This window comes from Undibacterium sp. GW821-FHT11B02 (assembly GCF_058808955.1).
The window spans coordinates 446,101-467,100 of the sequence record NZ_JBXASD010000002.1 but is presented as its reverse complement, the minus strand read 5'-3'; the positions used below and the strand labels follow the sequence as shown (position 1 = coordinate 467,100).

Sequence of the window (21,000 nt, the reverse complement as noted above, 5' to 3'; positions counted from 1 at the left end):
AGTTTTAATTGATAATAATTCGTAGGGATTTTCACATGGCAAAAAGCTTTGTTGCTAAAAACGGCATCATCGGCGCTGTAGCGCTGATAGGTTTAACTGGCTGTAGTTCAATCAGTAACATGCTTGAACCGAATCGCATTGATTACAGAAGTGCCAGTAAGGCAACGACTGCATCCCTGGAGGTGCCACCGGATTTGACCCAGATTCGTCGTGATAGCCGTTTCTCTATCCCTGAAGCCAACAAGAGTAGTGCAACAGCGTCTGCCTACAATCTGGAAAAAGGCAATAAGGCGGTCATCAATTCAGGTAATGGTGGAGTTGCAGTCAAGCAAGTACAAAACATGCGTATAGAGCGTGATGGCACGACCCGTTGGCTGGTGGTCAAGGATACGCCTGAAGCCCTGTGGCCACAGTTGAAGGACTTCTGGCAAGAGTTGGGCTTTCTCATCAATATTGAAAATCAAGAAGCCGGTGTGATGGAAACCGACTGGGCTGAAAACCGCGCAAAAATCCCTCAGGATATTATCCGTAACACCCTGGGCAAGGTATTGGATTCCCTGTATTCGACTGGCGAGCGTGATAAATTCCGCACCCGTATTGAGCGTGGTGCGAATGGTGAAGTAGAAATCTATATCAGCCATCGCGGTGCACAAGAGGTATTGATTGGTGCACAAAAAGACAGTACGGTATGGACGCCGCGTCCAGTTGATCCTGGTCTGGAAGCTGAATTCTTGTCGCGTCTGATGGTGCGTCTGGGTTCAGATGGTGAAAAAGCCAAGGTCGCAGTAGCGGCTACAGCGCCAGGTGCGCCTGCCGTTGCCCATTCCAAATTGCTGAAGGCAGATGGTTCCTCCTATGTGGAAGTGGATGAGGCTTTTGACCGCTCATGGCGCAGGGTTGGCCTGGCACTGGATCGCATTGGCTTTACAGTGGAAGACAGGGACCGTTCGCAAGGTCTGTACTTTGTCCGTTACATTGATCAGGACATTGACGCCAAAACCAAGGGTGCCAGCGAAGGCTTCTTCTCCAAATTGTTCTCGTTTGGTTCTTCCAGTGATGCTGCCAAGAATGCACAGAAATACCGTATTCTTGTGAAAAATGCACCGAATGGCGAAGTCAGTCATGTGTCGGTACATGGCAATGACGGTAAAGTGGATTCTTCTGCTGTTGCAGAGAAAATCCTGCAATTGCTGAATGACCAGTTGAAGTAATTCTGCTGTACAGACATAAAAAAAGCGAAGCTGATGCTTCGCTTTTTTTATTGGCTTCCGGTTTTTGCCGGAGCTTGCCTACTTGTCGACTTGAAGGGCGTTTAACTGCAGCGCTTTTTCAGGGCATCGATATACGCTTGTCCATCAGGTGGCAGACCGCTTCTTTGTGAGTTCCATATCATTTCACCCAGGCATTCCATGATTTCATGATGGGCTTCGTGTTCTGAATTATTTCTTCTGGCCAGTATCTGAAATGCTTGCCTGACACCAGGCGGCTGATCTACTGAGATTTGCTCGGCAATCGACAGGTGCATGGACAGGTGCAGAAAGGGATTGGTCTGCCCTTGGTCAACGCTGTAATTGGTTTCCAGAGCTGCTTCTACATCGCTCAGGGCTTCTGCATATTCAGGGTGTTGGCTGATCCAGTCGGCGGCAATGATTTCCAGCGGCGTCAGCACCAGGCTTTCACGGCTTTTACGAAAGGTTTCACAAAAAAAACGGCGCACATCGTGCTGGCTGGGGGTGAACATGAACAAGTCCAAAATAGTAAATGCCGCTATTGTAAAAGGTATTTTATTTTACTGCCCTGTAGCTTTCATTGACTTCGGTTATGATCCACACATTATTTGAAAGGAAATCCCATGCTTGGCAAAGAATCCCTGAATCAGTTGTTCACCAATGCCCGTACCCATAATGCCTGGCTGAACAAGCCCGTTACGGACGCACAGTTGCAAGATATTTATGATTTGATGAAGTGGGGTGCCACTTCGGCCAACTGTTCTCCTGCCCGTATCATTTTTGTGAAATCGGCAGCAGAAAAAGAGAAGCTGCTGGCTTGTGTATCTCCTGGCAATCTGGAAAAAACCAGAGCAGCCCCCGTGACTGCCATCATAGGCATGGACATGGAATTTTATGAAAAATTGCCACAGCTGTTTCCACATGCAGATGCGCGCTCATGGTTCGTCGGTAATCAGCCTATGATCGATGCGACGGCTTTCCGCAATTCATCGCTACAGGGAGCTTACCTGATGCTGGCGGCGCGTGCAGTGGGCCTGGATTGCGGCCCTATGTCAGGTTTTGATGCAGACAAACTGAATGCCAGTTTTTTTGCCGGCACCAGCGTCAAGGCTAACTTCATTTGCAGTCTGGGCTATGGCGATGCACAACAATTATTCCCGCGTTCACCTCGCCTGGCTTTTGATGAGGCTTGCAAGATAGTCTGATCATTTTATTTGGGTAAGCACGCTATTTGCTGAAGAGTTCTGTAAAGGACTCTTCATCCGTATTTCATCGCGAGCGGCTCAAACGATGTCAGGTACAGGTGTTTTTTGCTTGAAGTCGCACAGATCGGCAATCATGCAATTCCAGCACTTGGGTTTTCTGGCGATGCAAGTATAACGACCATGCAAAATCAGCCAGTGATGGGCATCCTGTTTGAATTCTGCCGGAACAAATTTCAGTAATTTTTCTTCGACGATATCGACATTTTTGCCAGGTGCAATGCCGGTGCGATTCGATACGCGAAAGATATGCGTATCGACGGCGATGGTGGGTTCACCAAAAGCGGTATTCATCACCACATTAGCGGTTTTCCGGCCTACGCCTGGCAGTGCTTCCAGTGCTTCGCGTTGACGTGGGACTTCGCCATCATGCTCGGCCATCAGTATACGGCACGTCTCAATCACGTTTTTGGCCTTGGTGCGAAACAGGCCTATCGTTTGTATGTATGGGATCAGGCCATCCACCCCCAGGGCATGAATCTTGGCAGGCGTATTGGCGACTGGATAAAGCAACCGGGTGGCTTTGTTGACCGAGACATCGGTTGCCTGTGCAGACAGCAGTACGGCAATCAGCAATTCAAACGGCGTTGTGTATTCCAGTTCGGTGGTCGGATGCGGGTTTTGTTGTTGCAGACGGGTGAAAATCGCGTGACGTTTAGCCGCATTCATTCTTTATTATCCTCGGAATCGGTTTGCAATTTTTTCAGGCGCGCTCTTTCTATGGCGGCAGCGATGATCGCTTTTTTCCGTTCCTTGCTGGCGATTTCTTCTGCGCTGAGAGCGGGTTCTGCTTCCAGGGCGACCAGTTTGGCGGCAGCCTTGGCTGCCAGTCGTGCGTCGTTTTCCTGTTTTTCCCTCAATAAGCGCTGTTGCCGGGTATGGAATTGCTGCCGGGCTTGAGTGGCTTTCTCTTCACTCCAGGCATCCCAGCCAGTTTTTCCAGGGGTGACAGGCAGCATGCTGATGCAATCGACCGGGCAGGGGGCTACGCACAGGTCGCAGCCAGTACATAACTCGGGGATGATGGTGTGCATTTGCTTGGGGGCACCAATAATGGCGTCTACCGGGCAGGCTTGTATGCACAATGTGCAGCCTATGCAGTAGGCTTCTTCTATCACTGCGACCGGGCGTTCGCGCTCGTGGCCATGGCTGCTGTCCAGTTGTATCAATGGCTTACCCAAAATATGCGCGATACGCTGTATGCCTTCTTGCCCACCTGGCGGACATTGATTGTAATTGGCCGTGCCGTCGGCAATGGCCTCGGCATACGGACGGCAAGCAGGGTAGCCGCATTTGGTGCACTGGGTTTGCGGCAATGCGTTTTCTATCTGGTCGGCAAGTGAAAGTAGCACGGGATATCAAAAAACGATGAGGAGACGTGATTATCCGCTGAAAGCAGTGTGTCGACAAACAAAAAAGCCACTGGCTTTGCAGGCAGCGGCTTTTATTGGTTTAGATTGATACTGCCAGACAATATCAGGAATGATCCTTGATGAATTCGCCAATTTTCGGGCAGATGATATCGCGCCAGCGACGGCCAGAGAAAATGCCATAGTGGCCGCAACCAGGGGCAACATAATCCTGCTTCATATTGGCCGGAATACTGCTGCACAAGTCATGCGCAGCCTGTGTCTGGCCAGGGCCTGAAATATCATCGAGTTCGCCTTCAACAGTGAACAGGGCTACTGTCTTGATATCTTGTGGTCTGACCAGTTTGCCTTCCACTTCCCAAGTGCCGGTAGGCAGGCGGAATTCCTGGAAGACCGTCTTGATGGTATCCAGATAGTATTCAGACGGCATGTCCAGGACCGCATTGTATTCATCGTAGAATTTGCGATGCTGCTCTGCGGAATCATCATCACCCTGTATCAGGTGTTGATAAAAGTCCCAGTGGCTTTGCGCGTGGCGATCCGGGTTCATGGCGACAAATCCGGTGTGCTGCAGGAAGCCAGGATAAACCTTGCGACCATAGCCAGGGTAGTTAGCAGGCACACTGTAAATCACGGTATTTTCAAACCAGGAGAATTTTTTCTCCGTCGCAAGATTGTTGACCTGGGTAGGTGATTTACGTGGGTCAATCGGGCCACCCATCAAGGTCATGGTCTTTGGCAACAGAGGGTCTTTTGCCGTTGCCATCAAAGAAATGGCAGCCAGTACCGGGACCGTAGGTTGGCAGACAGAAATAACATGAGTGCCAGCACCCAGGAAGTGGATGAAATCCTGCACATAATAAATATAGTCATGCAGATGAAAAGCGCCGGCAGACAAGGGCACCATGCGTGCATCCGTCCAGTCAGTGATATATACATCATGCTTGGGCAGCAGACCACGTACAGTGTCGCGCAACAATGTCGAATGATGACCTGACAGCGGCGCTACCAGCAGCACTTTAGGATGGTTAAGCTTGACGGCTTCCTTGTCGCCCAGCACTTTCTTGAAGTGCAGTAACTTGCAGAAAGGTTTGATGACAGCGGTAGTTTGTGCAATTTCGACGACCTGACCATCAATGGTGGTAGAGGTAATGCCAAATTCCGGTTTTTCGTAATCTTTACCCAGGCGGAACAGCAGCTCATAACCCGCCGCAATTCGCTGCGAATAAGGTGTGTGTGCCAGTGGTGACACAGGATTGGTAAACAGTTTGGATGATGCTTCTGCCCACTGCGTCAGCGGGTTCAGAAATGCACGATTGAGTTCATGAAGTTGATAAAGCATAGTGAATCTTTCGAATAGGGTGCCATCGATAATTTCTTGCCACAGAGTGCGTTGTTGCTGCAATGCTGATGACTAAGAAAAAACACTTAAGTCAAACTGTTGCAATGCATCATAAACCAGTTTTAAAAATTTTGGGCTGACCAAAAGAGTTGCATAACTTGATGTTGTGAATTAATGTTAAATTATTGATCTATATACAATTATTTCTTGTGGAAAAGTTGAAATTTAAGTTATTTTTTCAAAAAGCATCAATAAGTTCCACCGGATTGCAGGCCAATATTGCTACTTGCAGTGTCATGTGGGACGAAATTTTTGTGATAACGGGTACGGATTGCAGCTACAAATAGGCGGATGCCAATGAAGAGACACATGTAGAGATAAAGATGCAGATAAATGAGTTTGTCTTGCAGGTATACAAATACAATGTCATATCGTCCTCTATTCGTATGCTGGGTAGGTAACTGACAAGACACCGGGGCTGGCAACATGTCCGGTCTCCTCCATTTTTAGATGGCATCATTTCTTTCTGAAGAGCTGAGCAGAATGAGTAAAGATAGTTCTCAAACAGAAATTCACTGGCGCGAGCGCTGTCTGGACGCACTGGACCTGATGCGTGATGTCCCTGCTGAGGGTCGTAAGATCGCTGCCGAGATGCGTCGTCAGGAAAACATAAAAAGCAGCCCCGCATCATTGATTGCGGCTGATTTGATTGATGCCTTTGCCGATTATTTTGATGGCCGCCTGGAGCTGGCAGCGCCAGTCTTCGAGCGTGGTGCCACCTTGTTTGAATCGGTAGATGAACATGAAGGCATGGCATTTGCCTTATTTGGCACCATTGCCGTCTGGCGCCGACGTGGCAATGTGCAGGAAGCCTATGCCTTGTGCCATGCGCGTATCATACCTGCCTTGCGCATGCGTACCAGCCGTGTTTCGATTGTGGTGTACAACATGCTGGGTATTCTTTCCCAGGAGCTGGGTTATACCGAAGAAGCTATTCGTCATTTTTATACTGCGTTGAATGATGCGCGCAGTCTGCAAATACCAAACCGGGTGGCGCAGGTAACTGCCAATCTGGGTGAGATTTTCTATGTCAGTGGCAACGCTGAAGATGCTGAAGTCTTGCTGCAGGAAGCCAGGGATATTGCTGTACATTCCTCTGAGCGCTGGCTGGCTCCTTTTGTGTCCACCATGCTGGCCTTGTGCAAAGTGTCGCTGGATAAATATGAAGAAGCCTACCAGACCATAGCCAGCTACATCGGTGATATCCAGACCGGCCATAATTCTGACGTTGCCAGCCGTACTTTTTGCTTGTCAGTTGCTGCCTACACGCTGGCGATGCGTGGTCAGCTTGACGAGGCGGACAAGCTCAGCGAAACAGCCATGGCTTTGCTCAGCAGTTTTGAAGACAAACATCTGAAACCCTATAGCTGGTGGGTCAGCGGTCACTTGCACAGATGCCACAAGCGTTATCCCGAAGCGATCCGCGATCTGCGACATGCTGTTGACGAAGTTGGGGGCAATGGTTACATCTACATGCCGCTGCGCGCCATCAAGGAGTTGTCAGAGATCTTCACTGAAATGGAAGACTGGAAGGAAGCCTACAACGAGCAAAAACGCTATCTTGATCTGTTTGCCAAGGCTCAGGGACTGGCTACCCGCGTGCATGTGCAGACCCTGCACATCAGAAATGAACTGAAAGAAGCTGAACTGGCCAGACGCATGGCTGAAAGAGCCATGGTGGAGAGGCGACAGCTTGAAGATGAACTCAAGCGCATGCTGGCTGAACGCGAAACCGTATTGGAAAATTCCATCGTTGGCATGGTGTTTCTGAATAATCAGGGCCGGGTTCAATGGGTGAATACGCCGCTCTGTCAAATCTTCGGCGTTGAACGGTACAAAGTGCTGGGCGCGTCGCTGGAACCTTTTTACGAGTCACGCGAAGCCTATCTGGAATCTGGCGCCGCCGTCAATCAATCGGTGCTGCGTGGTGAAGCCTATGAGGCTGAATTGAAAATGCGGCGCAGTGATGGCAACGTATTTTGGGTGCATTTTTCAGGTCGCGCAGTGGATAAGGATAACCTTGCCCACGGTACGGTCTGGGTGGTCATGGATATTTCAGCCCGTCGCCAGTTGGAAGAAGACCTCAGCAAGTCCGAACAGCATTATCGTCAACTCATTAACAATGTGACCGAAGGTATCCTGGTGGTGCAGGATGGTCGCATCGTATTTGCCAACCCCCGCGTGCAAAGCCTGACAGGCTACAACGCGGAAGAGCTGGCGCAACTATCTTTTATCTCGGCGATTTATCCCGATGACAGACCGATGGTGATTGATCACCATACCCGTCGTTTGCGTGGCGAGAATGTTGAGCAGTATTACCATTTTCGCATACAGAATCACACCACCAAATCAATCATCTGGGCTGAGCTTTCTGCCGTCCTGATCGATTGGGAGGGGCGGCCAGCCACGCTGTCGTTTGTGTCCGATATCACGCAGCGCAAGCTGCTGGAATCCCAGCTCAAGGAAAGCATGGCGGAGCAAATACGCCTGCAGACGCTGCAAATGCAAAATGAACTGAAAGATGCAGAAATGGCACGTCGCCATGCGGAAGAAACGACGGAAGCCAAATCCATGTTCCTGGCCAATATGAGCCATGAAATACGTACTCCAATGAATGCCATTATCGGCATGGCCCATTTGGCATTGCGGACAGAACTGAATGCCAAACAAAAAGACTATGTTGATAAAATTCATAAAGCCGGGATTTCCTTGTTGGGCATCATTAATGACATTCTGGATTTCTCAAAAATCGAAGCTGGCAAGTTAAGCATAGAGCATATTGATTTTGATCTGGATGAAGTACTCAACAATATCTCTGCCGTGACCACCGACAAGGCGGATGAAAAAGGGCTGGAATTTTTGTTCCGCGCACCTCCGGATATTCCGCGATATTTAAATGGCGATCCCTTGCGTCTGGGACAGGTCCTGATCAATCTCATCAATAACGCCATCAAGTTCACCGAGCAGGGGGAAATCTACGTCACATGCCAGTTGCTGGAAATGTTGAACGGCAAAGTAAAACTCAGATTCGAAGTACGTGACACCGGCATAGGCATGAACGAAGAACAGTCAGGCAAATTGTTCAGGCCATTCAGCCAGGCGGATGAATCGACGACCCGCAAGTTTGGTGGAACCGGTCTGGGGCTGTCCATTTCCAAGGGTATGGTCGAATTGATGGGAGGTGAAATTGCCCTCACGAGCGAAGCCGGTGTCGGTACTTGCGTACACTTTACTGGCTGGTTCGGCATTGCCCAACCTATAGTTCAACGCCAGGTCATTCCGGCAGCCATTAATGGAATGCGTATTCTGATCGTGGACGACAATCTGGCCGCAGCGGAGATATTGCAAGAAATACTGACAGAACTGCCGGTAGATATTGATGTGGTCACCAGTGGTGCAGCCGCCTTACATGCGGTGCGGCAATGTAATCTGACACGCCCCTATGGCATCATATTTACCGACCTGCGCATGCCGGAAATGGATGGTCTGGAATTGATTACCTACCTGAAGCGCGACGGCTCGCTGCAACCGACACCTTTGATGGTATTGGTCAGTGCGCATGGCAGGGAGGAAGTCAGTTACCGCGACGATATTGCAATACCGGATGGTTTCCTGACTAAACCAGTCAACGCATCGACTCTGGTCGATTGCATGATTGAATTGTTCTCCAGCACCGGCTATGCTGTCTCCAGTGCCCACGGTGTGCTGATACCCAAATATACCGATTTACGTGTGTTACTGGTGGAAGACAACGAAATCAATCAGCAAATTGCCATGGAATTGATGGAGGCCGCAGGTATTGCAGTCGACGTCGCCAACAATGGCAAGATAGCCGTCAATACCTTGCGTGAAGCTGGGCCTGAATATTACGGTGTCGTGTTCATGGATGTACAGATGCCCGAAATGGATGGGCACGAAGCCACTAAACTGATACGTGCTGACAAACGTTTCGACGTGTTGCCCATCGTCGCCATGACGGCACATGCCATGGTGGAAGAACGGGAACTCTGTTTCGCCTCCGGCATGAATGCCCATCTGGCTAAACCCATCAATCCCAAAGAACTGTATCACGCCATTTCTCACTGGTGTCAGGGACATGTTTCCGGGGATAATTTTGACACCGTGCAGCTGCCGGTACAGGATGCTGGCAATACCTTGCTTATCGAAGGTGTAGATACCGGAGAAGGCTTGAGCCGTACTTTGGGTAACCGGGCTTTTTACCTGGAATTGTTGTCACGTTTTTGTGATGACCAAAGAAGCGTACCTGAACAAATGCGTATAGCCTATACCAACGGCGATCATTTACTGGCAGAGCGCCTGGCACATACCCTGAAGGGTGTTGCCGGCCTGATCGGCGCCAAGCAGATACAGCCTTTGGCCGCTGAATTGGAGCTGATGCTGCATGAAAAAGTGGATTGGTCCGTGTTAGGTACGGTGCTGGATGAGTGTGAAGCCAGGTTGCATGCGACTGTTTCAGCGATTGATCAGGTCCTGGCGCAGGAAAAATCACTCAACAAAGCTGAAGTAAAAACACCAGAACTGACACCGGTTGACCATGATGTCATGCAACAACTGTTGGATAAATGTTGCAATTTGTTGCGAGATTACGATGGCGAGGCGGTGGACTTACTGTTAGAGTCAGGAGAGATGATCGCCAATGCATTTGGTGTGGATGTGCACAAGCAAATTATGCGGGCCGTCAGACAGTTTGATTATGATGTAGCCCTGAGCTTATTGAGTAACAGCGCAAAGAATCTCGGTTACGCAATACTTTGATTTGATGAGTCAATCCGTAGTCACCGGCTTCAAAGAAAACAGTACTGGTAATCTAGTAATCGGGGCGAGGTAAAACATGAATGAAATGTTCGACCATAATGCGAAGCAGGTAGTGTTGATTGTCGACGATACGCCAGACAATATTTCCCTGCTGTCGGGTTTGTTGAAAGATCAGTACAAAATAAAAATTGCCACCAATGGTCTGAAGGCCTTGCAAATCGCGTCCAGCCTGCCAGGGCCGGACCTGATATTGCTGGATGTCATGATGCCCGAAATGGATGGTTATGAAACCTGCCGCCGCCTGAAGGCTGAGCCGACCACCGCCGATATTCCCATCATCTTTCTGACGGCCAAGAGCCAGGTGCAGGATGAAGAAATGGGCCTGAGACTGGGGGCAGTGGATTACATCAGCAAGCCTATCAGCCCACCTATCGTGTTGGCGCGTGTAGCTACCCAGCTTAATCTGGTGCGTGCACGCCATTTGCTGCAAGACCAGAACAAGCATCTGGAAAGCCTGGTGCAAGACCGTACCCGCAAGCTGGGCAAGATGCAAGACGCCATCATCATGGCCATGGCATCGCTGGCTGAAACGCGTGACAATGAAACAGGCAACCATATCCGGCGCACACAAAACTATGTCGCCGCGCTGGCGCGCAAATTGCAGAATCATCCACGTTTTCATACTGAATTGACCGATGAAAACATAGATTTATTATATAAATCTGCACCCCTGCATGATATCGGCAAGGTTGGTATACCCGACAATATCTTGCTGAAACCGGACAAACTCACGTCCGAAGAATTTGAAATAATGAAGTTGCATACCACCTATGGTCGCGAAACCATCATATCGGTAGAAATGTATCTGGGTGAAAGTAATGAATTTTTGCGCTTTGCCAGAGAGATCACCTATTCCCATCAGGAAAAATGGGATGGCTCAGGTTATCCTGAGAACCTGGCAGGCGACGCCATACCGCTTTCTGCACGCCTGATGGCCGTAGCTGACGTGTATGATGCCCTGATCTCCAAACGTGTCTACAAGCCCGCATTTAGCCACGAGGAAGCCATCAGCATCATGCGCAAGGGACATGGCAGTCATTTTGATCCAGACATCCTGGACGCCTTCCTGCAGATTACCGATGAATTCAATCAGATTGCCCATAAGTTCAGGGAATCTGAATCTTATGTGCCGGTTAATTGAGGTCATGTGAACATGTGGCTACATGGCCGCATGCGTGTGTAACTGTTTGATGGTAGGTAGTTGTGGTCAGTTCGCCACCTTCAAAAACAAAAAAGCGCAAAGAATTTCTTTGCGCTTTTTGTTTAACAGCTTGCCAGCTTAATCGAAAACCGGTGTTTCCACACCCAGGATCTTGTGCAACTTTGGCGACGTAGTGGTGTACTGCATATGGATTTTCTTGTCAGGGAAAATATATGGTGCAGCACCAAACGCAGCCAGTGCAGCTTCATGGAAGCCGGACAAAATGAGTTTTTTCTTGCCAGGGTAGGTGTTGATGTCACCAACAGCAAAAATGCCAGGCACATTGGTCTCAAATTTTTCAGTATTGACGACCTTCAATTGCTTGCGTTCTATGTCCAGACCCCATTCAGCGATTGGGCCAAGTTTTGGCGACAAGCCAAAGAAGACCAGCAAAGTGTCCAGTGGCATACGGCGGGTGACGCCATCCGCACCAGTAACCTTGATTTCAGACAGGACATCATCTTTGGTTTCTATGCCTGTAACCTGACCTATGGTCAATTGCATTTCATAGTTATCGCACAATTCTTTCATCTTGGCGACCGAAGCGGGCGCAGCGCGGAAATCTTCACGACGATGCAGCAACACAACGGATTCAGCCTTGCCGACAAGATTCAATGCCCAGTCCAGCGCAGAGTCACCACCACCACAGATCACCAGATTTTTGCCATGGAACTGGGTAGGGTCTTTGACGCGATAAAAAACCTGTTTGTTTTCAAACGCTTCTATGCCTTCGACTTTCAAAGTACGTGGCTGGAAAGAACCAACGCCTGCAGCAATGAAAATGGTTTTAGTGATGAAACGTGTACCAGTCGATGTTTCCAGATCAAAGCGGCCATCTTCACGGCGCTCAACCAGCGTCACTTCCTGGCCCAGGTGGAAAGTCGGCTCGAAAGGTTCGATTTGTTTCAACAGATTGTCCGTCAGTTCCTGACCTGTGCAGACGGGTACTGCTGGGATATCGTAAATAGGTTTGTCAGGGTACAGCTCCACACATTGGCCACCGACGACAGGCAGAGAGTCAATGACATGGGCTTTAATTTCAAGTAGACCTAATTCGAACACCTGGAACAGGCCAACCGGGCCTGCGCCGACGATGACGGCATCTGCTTCAATGGCGGCGCTGGCCGCGTTTGTTTGTTTATTTTCCATACGACGGGATGATTCCTGATATTGCGGTTTGTTTGAGCTGGTTAGCTACTGCTCTGTATTACTTTTGCAGATATTGCAATTTATCTTTGACATCTTTCCAGTCATCCGCATCTGGCAAAGGCGTGACTGTCTTGGTAATCGAAGGCCAGTTACGTGTCAGATCAGCATTGATCTTGATAAACTGCTGTTGATCGGCAGGCACGTCTTCTTCTGCAAAAATGGCATTGGCAGGGCATTCTGCGACACAAACGGCGCAATCAATGCATTCGTCCGGGTCAATGACCAGGAAATTCGGGCCAGCACGGAAACAGTCCACCGGGCAGACATCCACGCAATCGGTATAACGGCAGCGGATGCAGGATTCGGTCACAACGTGGGTCATAACAGTCCAATCTAAAAATTCGGGGTTCGGCACAGCAAAAGCGCAAAAAACGGGCTTATAGCTGCAAAGCCTTGTATTTTAAGGCAATTCAGCAGTTCCCACAAATCAGGCTTATATAGTTTGCGCATAAGCAAATGCAGGCCCGTTGCGGCGGTTTCTCAAGTGAGTACCGGTCAAGTCGCGTAGGCAGATGCGCCATGCTGACAGATAGAGCAAGAATTTGACTTGATGTGCATCATGTTTCTTCTGCAAATGCAAATATTCAGACGCTGCCGGTATTTGTACATTGAGCTAAAAAGCGAGTTTTTGAGTAAATGAGCATACAGAAAGGGTGCATTCATCAGCACCCTGTTTTTTGTCCCTGTATTGCAATTAAGTTAATATTGCATGGGTTACCAGCAAATCCCAGGAAGTCATTGTGAAACAAGAGAGCTTCGAACGTTTAACAATGTAGTGCGTAAATTCTCGACCTGTGTTTCAAGGCGAGCATCAAAATCGCCAACGTTGGTCTCAAGAATAATGCCTCCCAAGGCGATATTGCTATCAGGCATCCACGTAACTGCATCGTTTGTTTGTGACGGAAGTGTCGTATCCAATGCGCCGCCACTTTGAAGAAGATTGAAATCCAAAGGGTTGATCCTGACAATGAGTTTTTCTTTCACACTGACCCTTTTTGCAACTTCGCGCACTATTCCTTGCACGCCATCCAGAGACACAGCGCTACTTCCCAAAATCTTGCAAACAGACTCAAAGACAATAGCAATAGCCAAGTCTTCAACACCCTTGACCCCGGTTTCTATCGCATTTTGTAAATTTTCCGTTATTGACTTGATCCGTGCAAATTCAGTCACGAATTCAGCTTTCGCTTCTTCCATTCCCGCTTGGCGTCCTTCACGCAAACCGCGCTGACGCCCTAATTCACGTGCAGCCTCTGCCTCATCTTTAATTTGTGCCAACACAGAACTGCGTGCTTGCTCAATAAGCTCATTAACATTTTTGCTTGCATCAGCTGCAGCCGCAACTGATGCTGCTTCAGTCTGGCTTGGTACATTGGCGACAACACCAACCGGCTCCGCTGAAGGAGCAGCACTGGGTTGAGCAATTTTCTCTTTGGAAGCACGCGATACGAGTTTTCGTTTGTGCTCAGAGAGAGTAGGGGAGCGAATTATTGATGCCATGATGTATTTGCAAAGTTTGATGCTGAATGATACCCGTCCTTCATCAACTTTGTGAGAAATGCAGAATTAAATGACGAGAATTGCCGGGGTGCTTCGCTTTTGAGAGCTGAAAACGTAATTCTATCGATACATGTTGAAAAGATTGCTTAAGATGCAATGTCCTCGCTATTCAATTGAGAGAACAAATAATTTTGGCTCAGTGCACTTGCAACTAATTCAAATCAGCCCAGAGCTTCAAATGGGTCTTTATGCCGCTCATGACAAACTCTGACAATGATTCCCATGACATCGTTGCTACATCTTGCCCTTCAAAAAATTGAAAAACAGGTGGGTCTTCAGATGTGGGGAGAAAATAATTTAACTCATACCCTTGATGCATACAGAACACCTTTGCACCAGTTGGCAAAAGGTGCGGTAACCCCAGCTCAATCAGTAATTTCTCAGCTTCATCTTGAAGTTGCAAGATGCGAGGGTAAAAAATATCAGTCCCACGAAAAAGCTTCCCAGCCCCTTTACCTGCGAGACTTAAAAAATCTTGATAGGCTTGAGGCATCTGACAGCCAAAATGTTTTTCAACTGTTTCGATTTCTTGAAAACTACAGCCAATCAAATTTTCTTGCTTGATTTTCCCTTGCTCAACGATAGCGTTCAGAGCATTTTTTACTTTGCAGGTCATCTTCAATTTCTGGTGATCACATCAATGTTCACCGGTAGTTCCGGGAGAACTGACACAGTTAGCCTTAAATCCTTCCTCCAGAAAACAGATATGCCCCCGCGTAGCTAAACGCATCCAATAGTAAAACTGCGTACTGGTAATTTGCTGCCATTGCATAGACAGATTCCATTTGGCCAGATAGTTCGTTACGATCAGCATCGCCATTCTTTGATTGGCGTTGACAAACGAATGTATGGCTAAAAAGTCGGAAAACAATCTGGCAGCAAACTGCACTGCTGCCTGTGTGTCATTAGGGCGGTGTTCACGGGCAACAGCAAGCAAAGCATCAACAACTGCAGGCAACGCTGTATGTTGCACAAACACGGTATCACCGCGCTTCAAATTGAAATCACGAAAGCAGCCATAATGTTGTGGGCGTGTAACACAAATGCTCGCATGTGAAGTCATTAAGGCAGATGCAGTCAGTGCTATCAGTGGCTGTGGTGGCAAGAAAAATACCCTGGGCAATTTTGCAGTATGGGCTTCATAAGCTAAAAATGCACTTCTATCATAAGCACCCCGATAGCTGTCCTGCCAGGGCAGCAAATACAGTTTGGGGTGACGTTCCCCTTTGGGTACAGCTGGCCCCAAACGAGGCATGCGTACTGCATAGGCAATATGGGGTTGCTGTAAGAGCTCAGCATTAAATGGAACTTTACAAACCTGTTCTGCGTGCCCAGGCAGTGCAGCAACAAAATGATCATGCTCGGTTTTAAGCAGCAAAAAACAAAAGCCAGATTCACACAACACAAGCACAGGCCATGACGCCAGCACGGTCATCAAATCTTCTTTGACAACATGCATGGTCTGCATGCCCAACCGTCGTGTTAGTACAAGCAATAATTTTTCTGACACCTGCCCACGAGCCAAAGGAGCCAGCCCCAGCAAATGCGTGAGCCTGACTTTGACACCCCATAAATTCAATAAAACAGAGAGGCAGGATAAAAGGCTGGTTTCGCTTTCGCGACACTCAACATAGCCATAAAAATTACGAGAATTTTGATGTTCCATTTTTTGGGACTCTAGGCGTTAACGCAAGCACTGGTTTCTTTTTAAAAATGTCTGCTAAAAAAAGCCCGATATTAAATCGGGCTAAAAAACTTTTAATGTACTCTGAAGTACAAGCAACAGTGCCATAATCAACGGACGGTAGTCGTAGTACCTGTGATACCTGTATTGAACTAATCGCCCCGTAGCCAATCGGCTACAGGTACTCCCTGTTGAATAACTGACGCGTAATACGATACTGCAAGATTAAGCTCAACATCACCTTTTAGTCTGAATCTTATATAGGATATAGCCAATACCCCACTCTTTTTTTCTAAAAGACTAATTTCAGTCACGTCCGACTTCGTGAAGTCAGCAAAGGATTCAACGTTGCCATGTTCGACGGGAAGAATTTCCCTGCCGAGAATAATGCTGATTTTTCTACGTAAATCCGTACTTAAGTTCATTCTTCTATTTTCGGCAATTAAGTACTACACACTGCTATCGGCGTTGCCGACGGTCTCACTTCAAATCGAATATTGTTTCATAAAGTCAAAAGGATCTTCATATAAGTCCAAAGGGGAAATAGGTAGCCAAGCTTTCGGAATATAAGGGCTATCGACTTCGATTTGGTAACCATGTCGCCATGCAAGTTTGCTGTACAAGATGGCAGGAGTACAAATCAAATCAGCAGTATATCCTCCCTCTATGGGCTCACGTCTTGCGATTAATTTTGGCGTAACCAATTCTTTTATGATAGCTTCCATGCCACCAACATCACCTTTTGCCAGCGCAAGATAAAAATGATGATCTGGCATGAATTTTTTCTCCCTTGAGCCAGTTGGAGGATTTGCCAGTATGCGTTCACAGCGTTCAATCAAAACATCCCATTCCCCACGTAGGGCAATAAAAAATTGCTGCGTCCAAAATCCGAACGACGCAGTATTTTCCGTACGCTTTTTGTCAAATTTACTATCAAAATTTGAGTACCAGTTAATCAGGCCGGGATGGTCAGATGCCAAATAAAACATACCAAATAGAGCCTGGTTCTCAAATGCCAATGAGCCACCAGTTTGATTGTATGGTGGACTCCCAAGGATAAATTCCAATTTACTTCTGACATAAAACCAATTTTTTACTACTGATAAATCTTCAGTATGAAACCACGTTGACATTCCTTTCGCCGTCGCGTAACTCATCAATTGCAAAATGCATTGAGTTGCGTTCGACTCATTAGCAACAATTCTATTAATCAAGCGCAAGATGCGTTCAGAATTAAATGATTGTCCATATAGATTTCCATCTATATGCGCCAAACGCATTCGGGCTTTTTCGTTATGAATAGAAAACATAATAATTAGATGATAATTTGGCCGGGAGTGCGATCAAAGTGAAGCGCGCAACACTATCAAGATAAAACTGGCATAGGTTTGCCATATTTATATACTGTAAAAAATTTTATGCAAATTAAAGAATACTTAAATGCTTGTGAGCTTTCTTTTTTTAGCACTCCTGCAATGGCTGCGTTGTCGCAATAACTATATTGACCTCCTGCTAACCCAGGAACTTTCGACTCTAGATATTTCTCCAAATTCGGATAATCGATGAATATTGCTTCATCAATATTATCTCTATAATCTTTTGAATCGACGAAGTATCCAACACCTCGCTTCATGACAAATATACCTTCAATGCTTATTTCTGCATCTAGTAACGCATCCCCTTTTTTTAAGATGTCACTAACTTTCATAAATACGCACTCGTTCAGTAAGGTAATCAAGTTGGTTCGTGCTAACTGGCATATGCACATCTTTTGAAATAAAAATAGTTCCAGCCATTCTTTACTCACTTAAGTAAAATGATTTTCGATTGCAATTCCTTATCCCAATTTCAGTTCACATTTCATTTACCACTCGTCGGAAATGTACTTATCAATTCTTTGATCTGATATTTCACCGCTTTCCCAACCCTGTATAGTTGAGACTGCTTTTATAGACAAATCAAAGGCAACTCTGAAATAGCTCACACAAGTAAATGTCTTGACATAATCTGCAGCACATTCACTCCTAATATATCTGAGTAATGTAGAAGGAGGTTCTCCCAGAGATTTTAACCGCCTTAATTCGTCGATTATTCTTGTATCTAATATTGGTTTCATTTTGATTTTGTAAAAATAACATAAAGAAGCGATCAACTTATTTGGCTCACCAAAAATTATTCGTACAGATAACGCATCTGTGTTTCGCAGTAAAAAATTCAGACGCGGTATGACGGAATTGGGAATACGCCACAGGAATTCAGCGAGCCGGGCAAGCCGTGGCAGAACGGCAGGATTGAGCGTTTCGTTTTAACGTTGAAGCAAAAACTGAATCTGACCATACCTGTCAATGCGGTGATGCTGGATAATTTGCTGAGTGATTTTACGGCCTGGTATAACGTAATTAGGCCGCATCAGCATTTGCATGGTCATACGCCTGCTGAAGTGTGGACTGGTGTTGATCCTTATACCTGTGCACCAAAATCAGTTCAGTACTTTAGTGCTTGGGATGGTTTGTTATCTGGCTACTATTTGAGGCGTTAGCAACATTATCCGTAACACAAAAATAGCTTTCAGCGTTGAACATTTTGTGTGTTCAGGGTGATGCTCGTCTTTGATAAATAATTTGATCAAATTTTAATCCGGCGGACAACATTCATTGTTCGCGCTGAAGAAAAAATCGTCAGTTCAGTGTTCAACTGAACCAAAACATCCGCCGTTTTATGCAAAAAATGCAGATCAGACGGAATGATTTGGTTTAGCTGAACGCTGAACGGGGCAGCAACATTCGTACTATTTGCCGCTTAGCATTTCCTCATTAAGGAACGCATCAACCTTCTCATCTGAAAGCTCTCCGCTGTGCCACCCTCCAATAGATGAAACTTGCTTAATAGATAAATCAAAGGCTTTTCTGAAATATTGCATATAAGTGAATTGAGTAGCTTCTGGGCATTCTCGCTTAATGTAATTTAGCAATTCAGAAGGGGACTTCCCCGCATCTCTTAATCTTTTTAACTCTTCAATTATTTCAGTATTTAAAGTATCGTTCATTATGGTTTCGTAAAAATAACATTAACCTTCGTGTAATTTCCGGGAGATCCTACGGGAGTTTCGACAATTGTTGCATTGGTAAATCCATAACGTGCTGCATTTGTAGCTGTCCATGTGCCTGATACGGCATTTTCGATACTCATCGCACCTCCTGCCGTTGCCTGATTAACAAACGCAAGATTTGTACCGGATGTCCAATTTTCCCCTACACCTGTCGCTTCATTACCAAAATGATTCATCATAGAATCAAATAACTGATAACCAGGAATACTTGCCCCGTTACCTTGCAAATCATAACTGGCCACCGCAATACTGCTGACACGGTTGGCTGCGTCATAGCTGAAGTAACGAGTGATCAGCCCTTCGCGCACGATATAGGTGGTGTTGCTGGTGTCGGGCTGGCCGTTGGTGCCCAATGGTACCTGTGCGCCAAAATCAGTTCAGTACTTTAGTGCTTGGGATGGCTTGCTCAATGGTTATTATTTGAGGCGTTAGCCTCACTGCCACGTAGAGCAAAAATAGCTTTCAGCGTTGAACATTTAGGGTGTTCAGGGTGATGCTTGTCTTTGATAAATAATTTGCTAAAATTTTAATCAGGCGAACAAAATTCATTGATCGCGCTGATTAAAAAATCGTCAGTTTAGTGTTCAACTGAACCAAAACTTCCACCGTTTTCTGCAAAAAATGCAGATCAGGCGGAATGATTTGGTTTAACTGAACGCTGAACGGGGCAGCACAGCAGCAGCAACCTACAAATACCCCGCCTCTTTTAACATTCGCGAAAGCTCTGCATCCAAACTTTCATCGCTCATGCCCTGAGTTTTCCCCGGCCCTTTCCAATGCCAAACAAATTCCTGAGCTAGACTATCCAATTCGACGAATTCATCGCTTAACATTTCACCAAGACGAATATTTCCAATAGTTGGATCTTCCTCAATTATTTTTCTAAACACAGAGCTTGGAGATTCGCCGTTAAGGATTTTTTCAAACATAACATTGCTTTCAGATAAGTTCAATTTTTATCATGGTTTTTTGAAAATTACAACCGTTGCATCATTAAAGAGAGGTAGACCTAAACCGCGCTGGGTTTTAGACTTTGTGTTGACGAGATTTGCAGAAGGCAAGAGTTATCGTCAGATTCAGAATGAGTTTAATCGACTCTATGCACATACAGGCATGACGATCAGTTTGGGGACGGTGTATAGCTGGATACGGAAGTATCGTTCTGAAATGGAGATGATACGCAAAGAGACGCGGAATCGATTTCCTGAATTTAGCCCTGCGAATGTACGATGGTGTCTGGATGGTACAGGGAAGTTTGATGCAGATGGCGTCAACCATTTTATTCTTGGTATCGTGGATCACGGTACAAGACTGAATTTGCTGTTGCAGCGTTTGGAGTTCGCAACTTCTGCGGTGATACTTGAACATATTAAAGAAGCGATCAAGTTTTTTGGGGCACCAAAAATTATTCGTACGGATAACGCATCTGTGTTTCGCAGTAAAAAATTCAGACGCGGTATGAAGGAATTGGGAATACGCCAGGAATTCAGCGAGCCAGGCAAGCCGTGGCAGAACGGCAGGATTGAGCGTTTCTTTTTAACGTTGAAGCAAAAGCTGAATGTGACCACACCTGTCAATGGGTTGATGCTGGATAATTTGCTGAGTGATTTTACGACTTGGTATAACGTAATTAGGCCGCATCAGCATTTGCACGGTCATACGCCTGCTGAAGTGTGGACTGGTGTTGATCCTTATACCTGCGCACCAAAATCAGTTCAGTACTTTAGTGCTTGGGATGGTTTGCTCAATGGTTATTATTTGAGGCGTTAGCCACATTACCACGCAGAAAAAATAGCTTTCAACGTTGAACATTTTGGGTGTTCAGGGGGATGCTCGTCTTTGATAAATAATTTGCTAAAATTTTAATCAGGCGAACAAAATTCATTGATCGCGCTGATTAAAAAAATCGTCAGGTTAGTGTTCAACTGAACCAAAACTTCCACCGTTTTCTGCAAAAAATGCAGATCAGGCGGAATGATTTGGTTTAACTGAACGCTGAACAGGGCAACAGGGCACATGGTGTTAGTCCCTATACCTGTGCGCCAAAATCAGTTCAGTACTTTAGTGCTTGGGATGGTTTGCTCAATGGTTATTATTTGAGGCGTTAGCCTCACTACCACGTAGAACAAAAATAGCTT

At 46.6% G+C, this 21,000-nt stretch carries 20 protein-coding genes; 6 read left to right on the top strand and 14 right to left on the bottom strand.

Annotated features, from left to right (window positions below; all coding sequences use genetic code 11):
• Positions 1-35: 35 nt before the first annotated feature.
• On the top strand, positions 36-1,211 hold the full coding sequence (gene bamC / locus AC1RVX_RS05290) for an NlpB/DapX family lipoprotein (RefSeq protein WP_493215524.1): 1,176 nt from the start codon (positions 36-38) through the stop codon (positions 1,209-1,211).
• 101 nt (positions 1,212-1,312) lie between these two features.
• Here the strand turns inward: bamC and AC1RVX_RS05285 are convergent, their stop codons facing one another.
• On the bottom strand, positions 1,313-1,741 hold the full coding sequence (locus AC1RVX_RS05285) for a DUF1841 family protein (protein ID WP_493215523.1): 429 nt from the start codon (positions 1,739-1,741) through the stop codon (positions 1,313-1,315).
• Between the two features lie 111 nt (positions 1,742-1,852).
• Between AC1RVX_RS05285 and AC1RVX_RS05280 the strand changes: the two genes are divergently transcribed.
• Positions 1,853-2,434, top strand: a complete 582-nt coding sequence (locus AC1RVX_RS05280) for a malonic semialdehyde reductase (RefSeq protein ID WP_493215522.1) — start codon at positions 1,853-1,855, stop codon at positions 2,432-2,434.
• A 78-nt stretch (positions 2,435-2,512) separates the two neighbouring features.
• Here AC1RVX_RS05280 and nth read toward each other — a convergent pair whose 3' ends face one another.
• The 3 genes from nth to AC1RVX_RS05265 all read right to left on the bottom strand — a co-directional run bounded on the left by nth (position 2,513) and on the right by AC1RVX_RS05265 (position 5,203).
• A complete protein-coding gene (gene nth / locus AC1RVX_RS05275) occupies positions 2,513-3,160 on the bottom strand; it encodes an endonuclease III (RefSeq protein WP_493215521.1) in 648 nt (215 codons plus the stop codon).
• On the bottom strand, positions 3,157-3,843 hold the full coding sequence (gene rsxB, locus AC1RVX_RS05270; RefSeq protein WP_493215520.1) for an electron transport complex subunit RsxB: 687 nt from the start codon (positions 3,841-3,843) through the stop codon (positions 3,157-3,159). The genes nth and rsxB overlap by 4 nt, the downstream gene beginning before the upstream one ends.
• Positions 3,844-3,967: 124 nt before the next feature.
• Entirely contained in the window at positions 3,968-5,203 is a 1,236-nt protein-coding gene (locus AC1RVX_RS05265) for a polyhydroxyalkanoate depolymerase (RefSeq protein WP_493215519.1), read from the bottom strand.
• Positions 5,204-5,746: 543 nt separating this feature from the next.
• On the opposite strand from AC1RVX_RS05265, the gene AC1RVX_RS05260 reads away from it, so the two are divergent.
• Both AC1RVX_RS05260 and AC1RVX_RS05255 read left to right on the top strand, forming a co-directional pair.
• Positions 5,747-10,039 (top strand): response regulator, encoded by a 4,293-nt coding sequence (locus AC1RVX_RS05260; RefSeq protein ID WP_493215518.1) that lies wholly within the window; start codon positions 5,747-5,749, stop codon positions 10,037-10,039.
• Between the two features lie 76 nt (positions 10,040-10,115).
• Positions 10,116-11,240 (top strand): response regulator, encoded by a 1,125-nt coding sequence (locus AC1RVX_RS05255; protein ID WP_493215517.1) that lies wholly within the window; start codon positions 10,116-10,118, stop codon positions 11,238-11,240.
• A 138-nt stretch (positions 11,241-11,378) separates the two neighbouring features.
• On the opposite strand, the gene AC1RVX_RS05250 is transcribed toward AC1RVX_RS05255, so the two are convergent.
• The 7 genes from AC1RVX_RS05250 to AC1RVX_RS05220 form a co-directional block, all read right to left on the bottom strand.
• Positions 11,379-12,449, bottom strand: coding sequence for an NAD(P)/FAD-dependent oxidoreductase (locus tag AC1RVX_RS05250; protein ID WP_493215516.1), 1,071 nt, complete (start codon positions 12,447-12,449; stop codon positions 11,379-11,381).
• 58 nt (positions 12,450-12,507) lie between these two features.
• Positions 12,508-12,831: a ferredoxin FdxA gene (fdxA, locus tag AC1RVX_RS05245; protein ID WP_422987633.1), complete on the bottom strand. Its 324-nt coding sequence runs from the start codon at positions 12,829-12,831 to the stop codon at positions 12,508-12,510.
• 413 nt (positions 12,832-13,244) lie between these two features.
• A complete protein-coding gene (locus AC1RVX_RS05240; protein ID WP_493215515.1) occupies positions 13,245-14,009 on the bottom strand; it encodes a FliH/SctL family protein in 765 nt (254 codons plus the stop codon).
• 211 nt (positions 14,010-14,220) lie between these two features.
• Positions 14,221-14,685 carry an SMI1/KNR4 family protein gene (locus AC1RVX_RS05235; protein ID WP_493215514.1) on the bottom strand — a complete coding sequence of 155 codons (465 nt, stop codon included), beginning with the start codon at positions 14,683-14,685 and terminating at the stop codon, positions 14,221-14,223.
• Between the two features lie 21 nt (positions 14,686-14,706).
• Entirely contained in the window at positions 14,707-15,735 is a 1,029-nt protein-coding gene (locus AC1RVX_RS05230) for a Fic family protein (RefSeq protein WP_493215513.1), read from the bottom strand.
• 503 nt (positions 15,736-16,238) lie between these two features.
• Positions 16,239-17,063 carry an Imm49 family immunity protein gene (locus AC1RVX_RS05225; protein ID WP_493215512.1) on the bottom strand — a complete coding sequence of 275 codons (825 nt, stop codon included), beginning with the start codon at positions 17,061-17,063 and terminating at the stop codon, positions 16,239-16,241.
• Between the two features lie 56 nt (positions 17,064-17,119).
• Positions 17,120-17,461, bottom strand: coding sequence for a hypothetical protein (locus AC1RVX_RS05220; RefSeq protein WP_493215511.1), 342 nt, complete (start codon positions 17,459-17,461; stop codon positions 17,120-17,122).
• 504 nt (positions 17,462-17,965) lie between these two features.
• Here AC1RVX_RS05220 and AC1RVX_RS05215 point away from each other — a divergent pair.
• Positions 17,966-18,292, top strand: a complete 327-nt coding sequence (locus tag AC1RVX_RS05215) for an integrase core domain-containing protein (RefSeq protein WP_493215700.1) — start codon at positions 17,966-17,968, stop codon at positions 18,290-18,292.
• A gap of 249 nt (positions 18,293-18,541) precedes the next feature.
• Here AC1RVX_RS05215 and AC1RVX_RS05210 read toward each other — a convergent pair whose 3' ends face one another.
• The 3 genes from AC1RVX_RS05210 to AC1RVX_RS05200 form a co-directional block, all read right to left on the bottom strand.
• A complete protein-coding gene (locus AC1RVX_RS05210; RefSeq protein ID WP_493215510.1) occupies positions 18,542-18,799 on the bottom strand; it encodes a hypothetical protein in 258 nt (85 codons plus the stop codon).
• Positions 18,799-19,215 carry a hypothetical protein gene (locus tag AC1RVX_RS05205; protein WP_493215509.1) on the bottom strand — a complete coding sequence of 139 codons (417 nt, stop codon included), beginning with the start codon at positions 19,213-19,215 and terminating at the stop codon, positions 18,799-18,801. The genes AC1RVX_RS05210 and AC1RVX_RS05205 overlap by 1 nt, the downstream gene beginning before the upstream one ends.
• A 333-nt stretch (positions 19,216-19,548) precedes the next feature.
• Positions 19,549-19,815, bottom strand: coding sequence for a hypothetical protein (locus tag AC1RVX_RS05200; RefSeq protein WP_493215508.1), 267 nt, complete (start codon positions 19,813-19,815; stop codon positions 19,549-19,551).
• Between the two features lie 16 nt (positions 19,816-19,831).
• Here AC1RVX_RS05200 and AC1RVX_RS05195 point away from each other — a divergent pair, with 16 nt between their 5' ends.
• Positions 19,832-20,632 (top strand): integrase core domain-containing protein, encoded by an 801-nt coding sequence (locus tag AC1RVX_RS05195; protein ID WP_493215507.1) that lies wholly within the window; start codon positions 19,832-19,834, stop codon positions 20,630-20,632.
• The last annotated feature ends 368 nt before the right edge of the window (positions 20,633-21,000 follow it).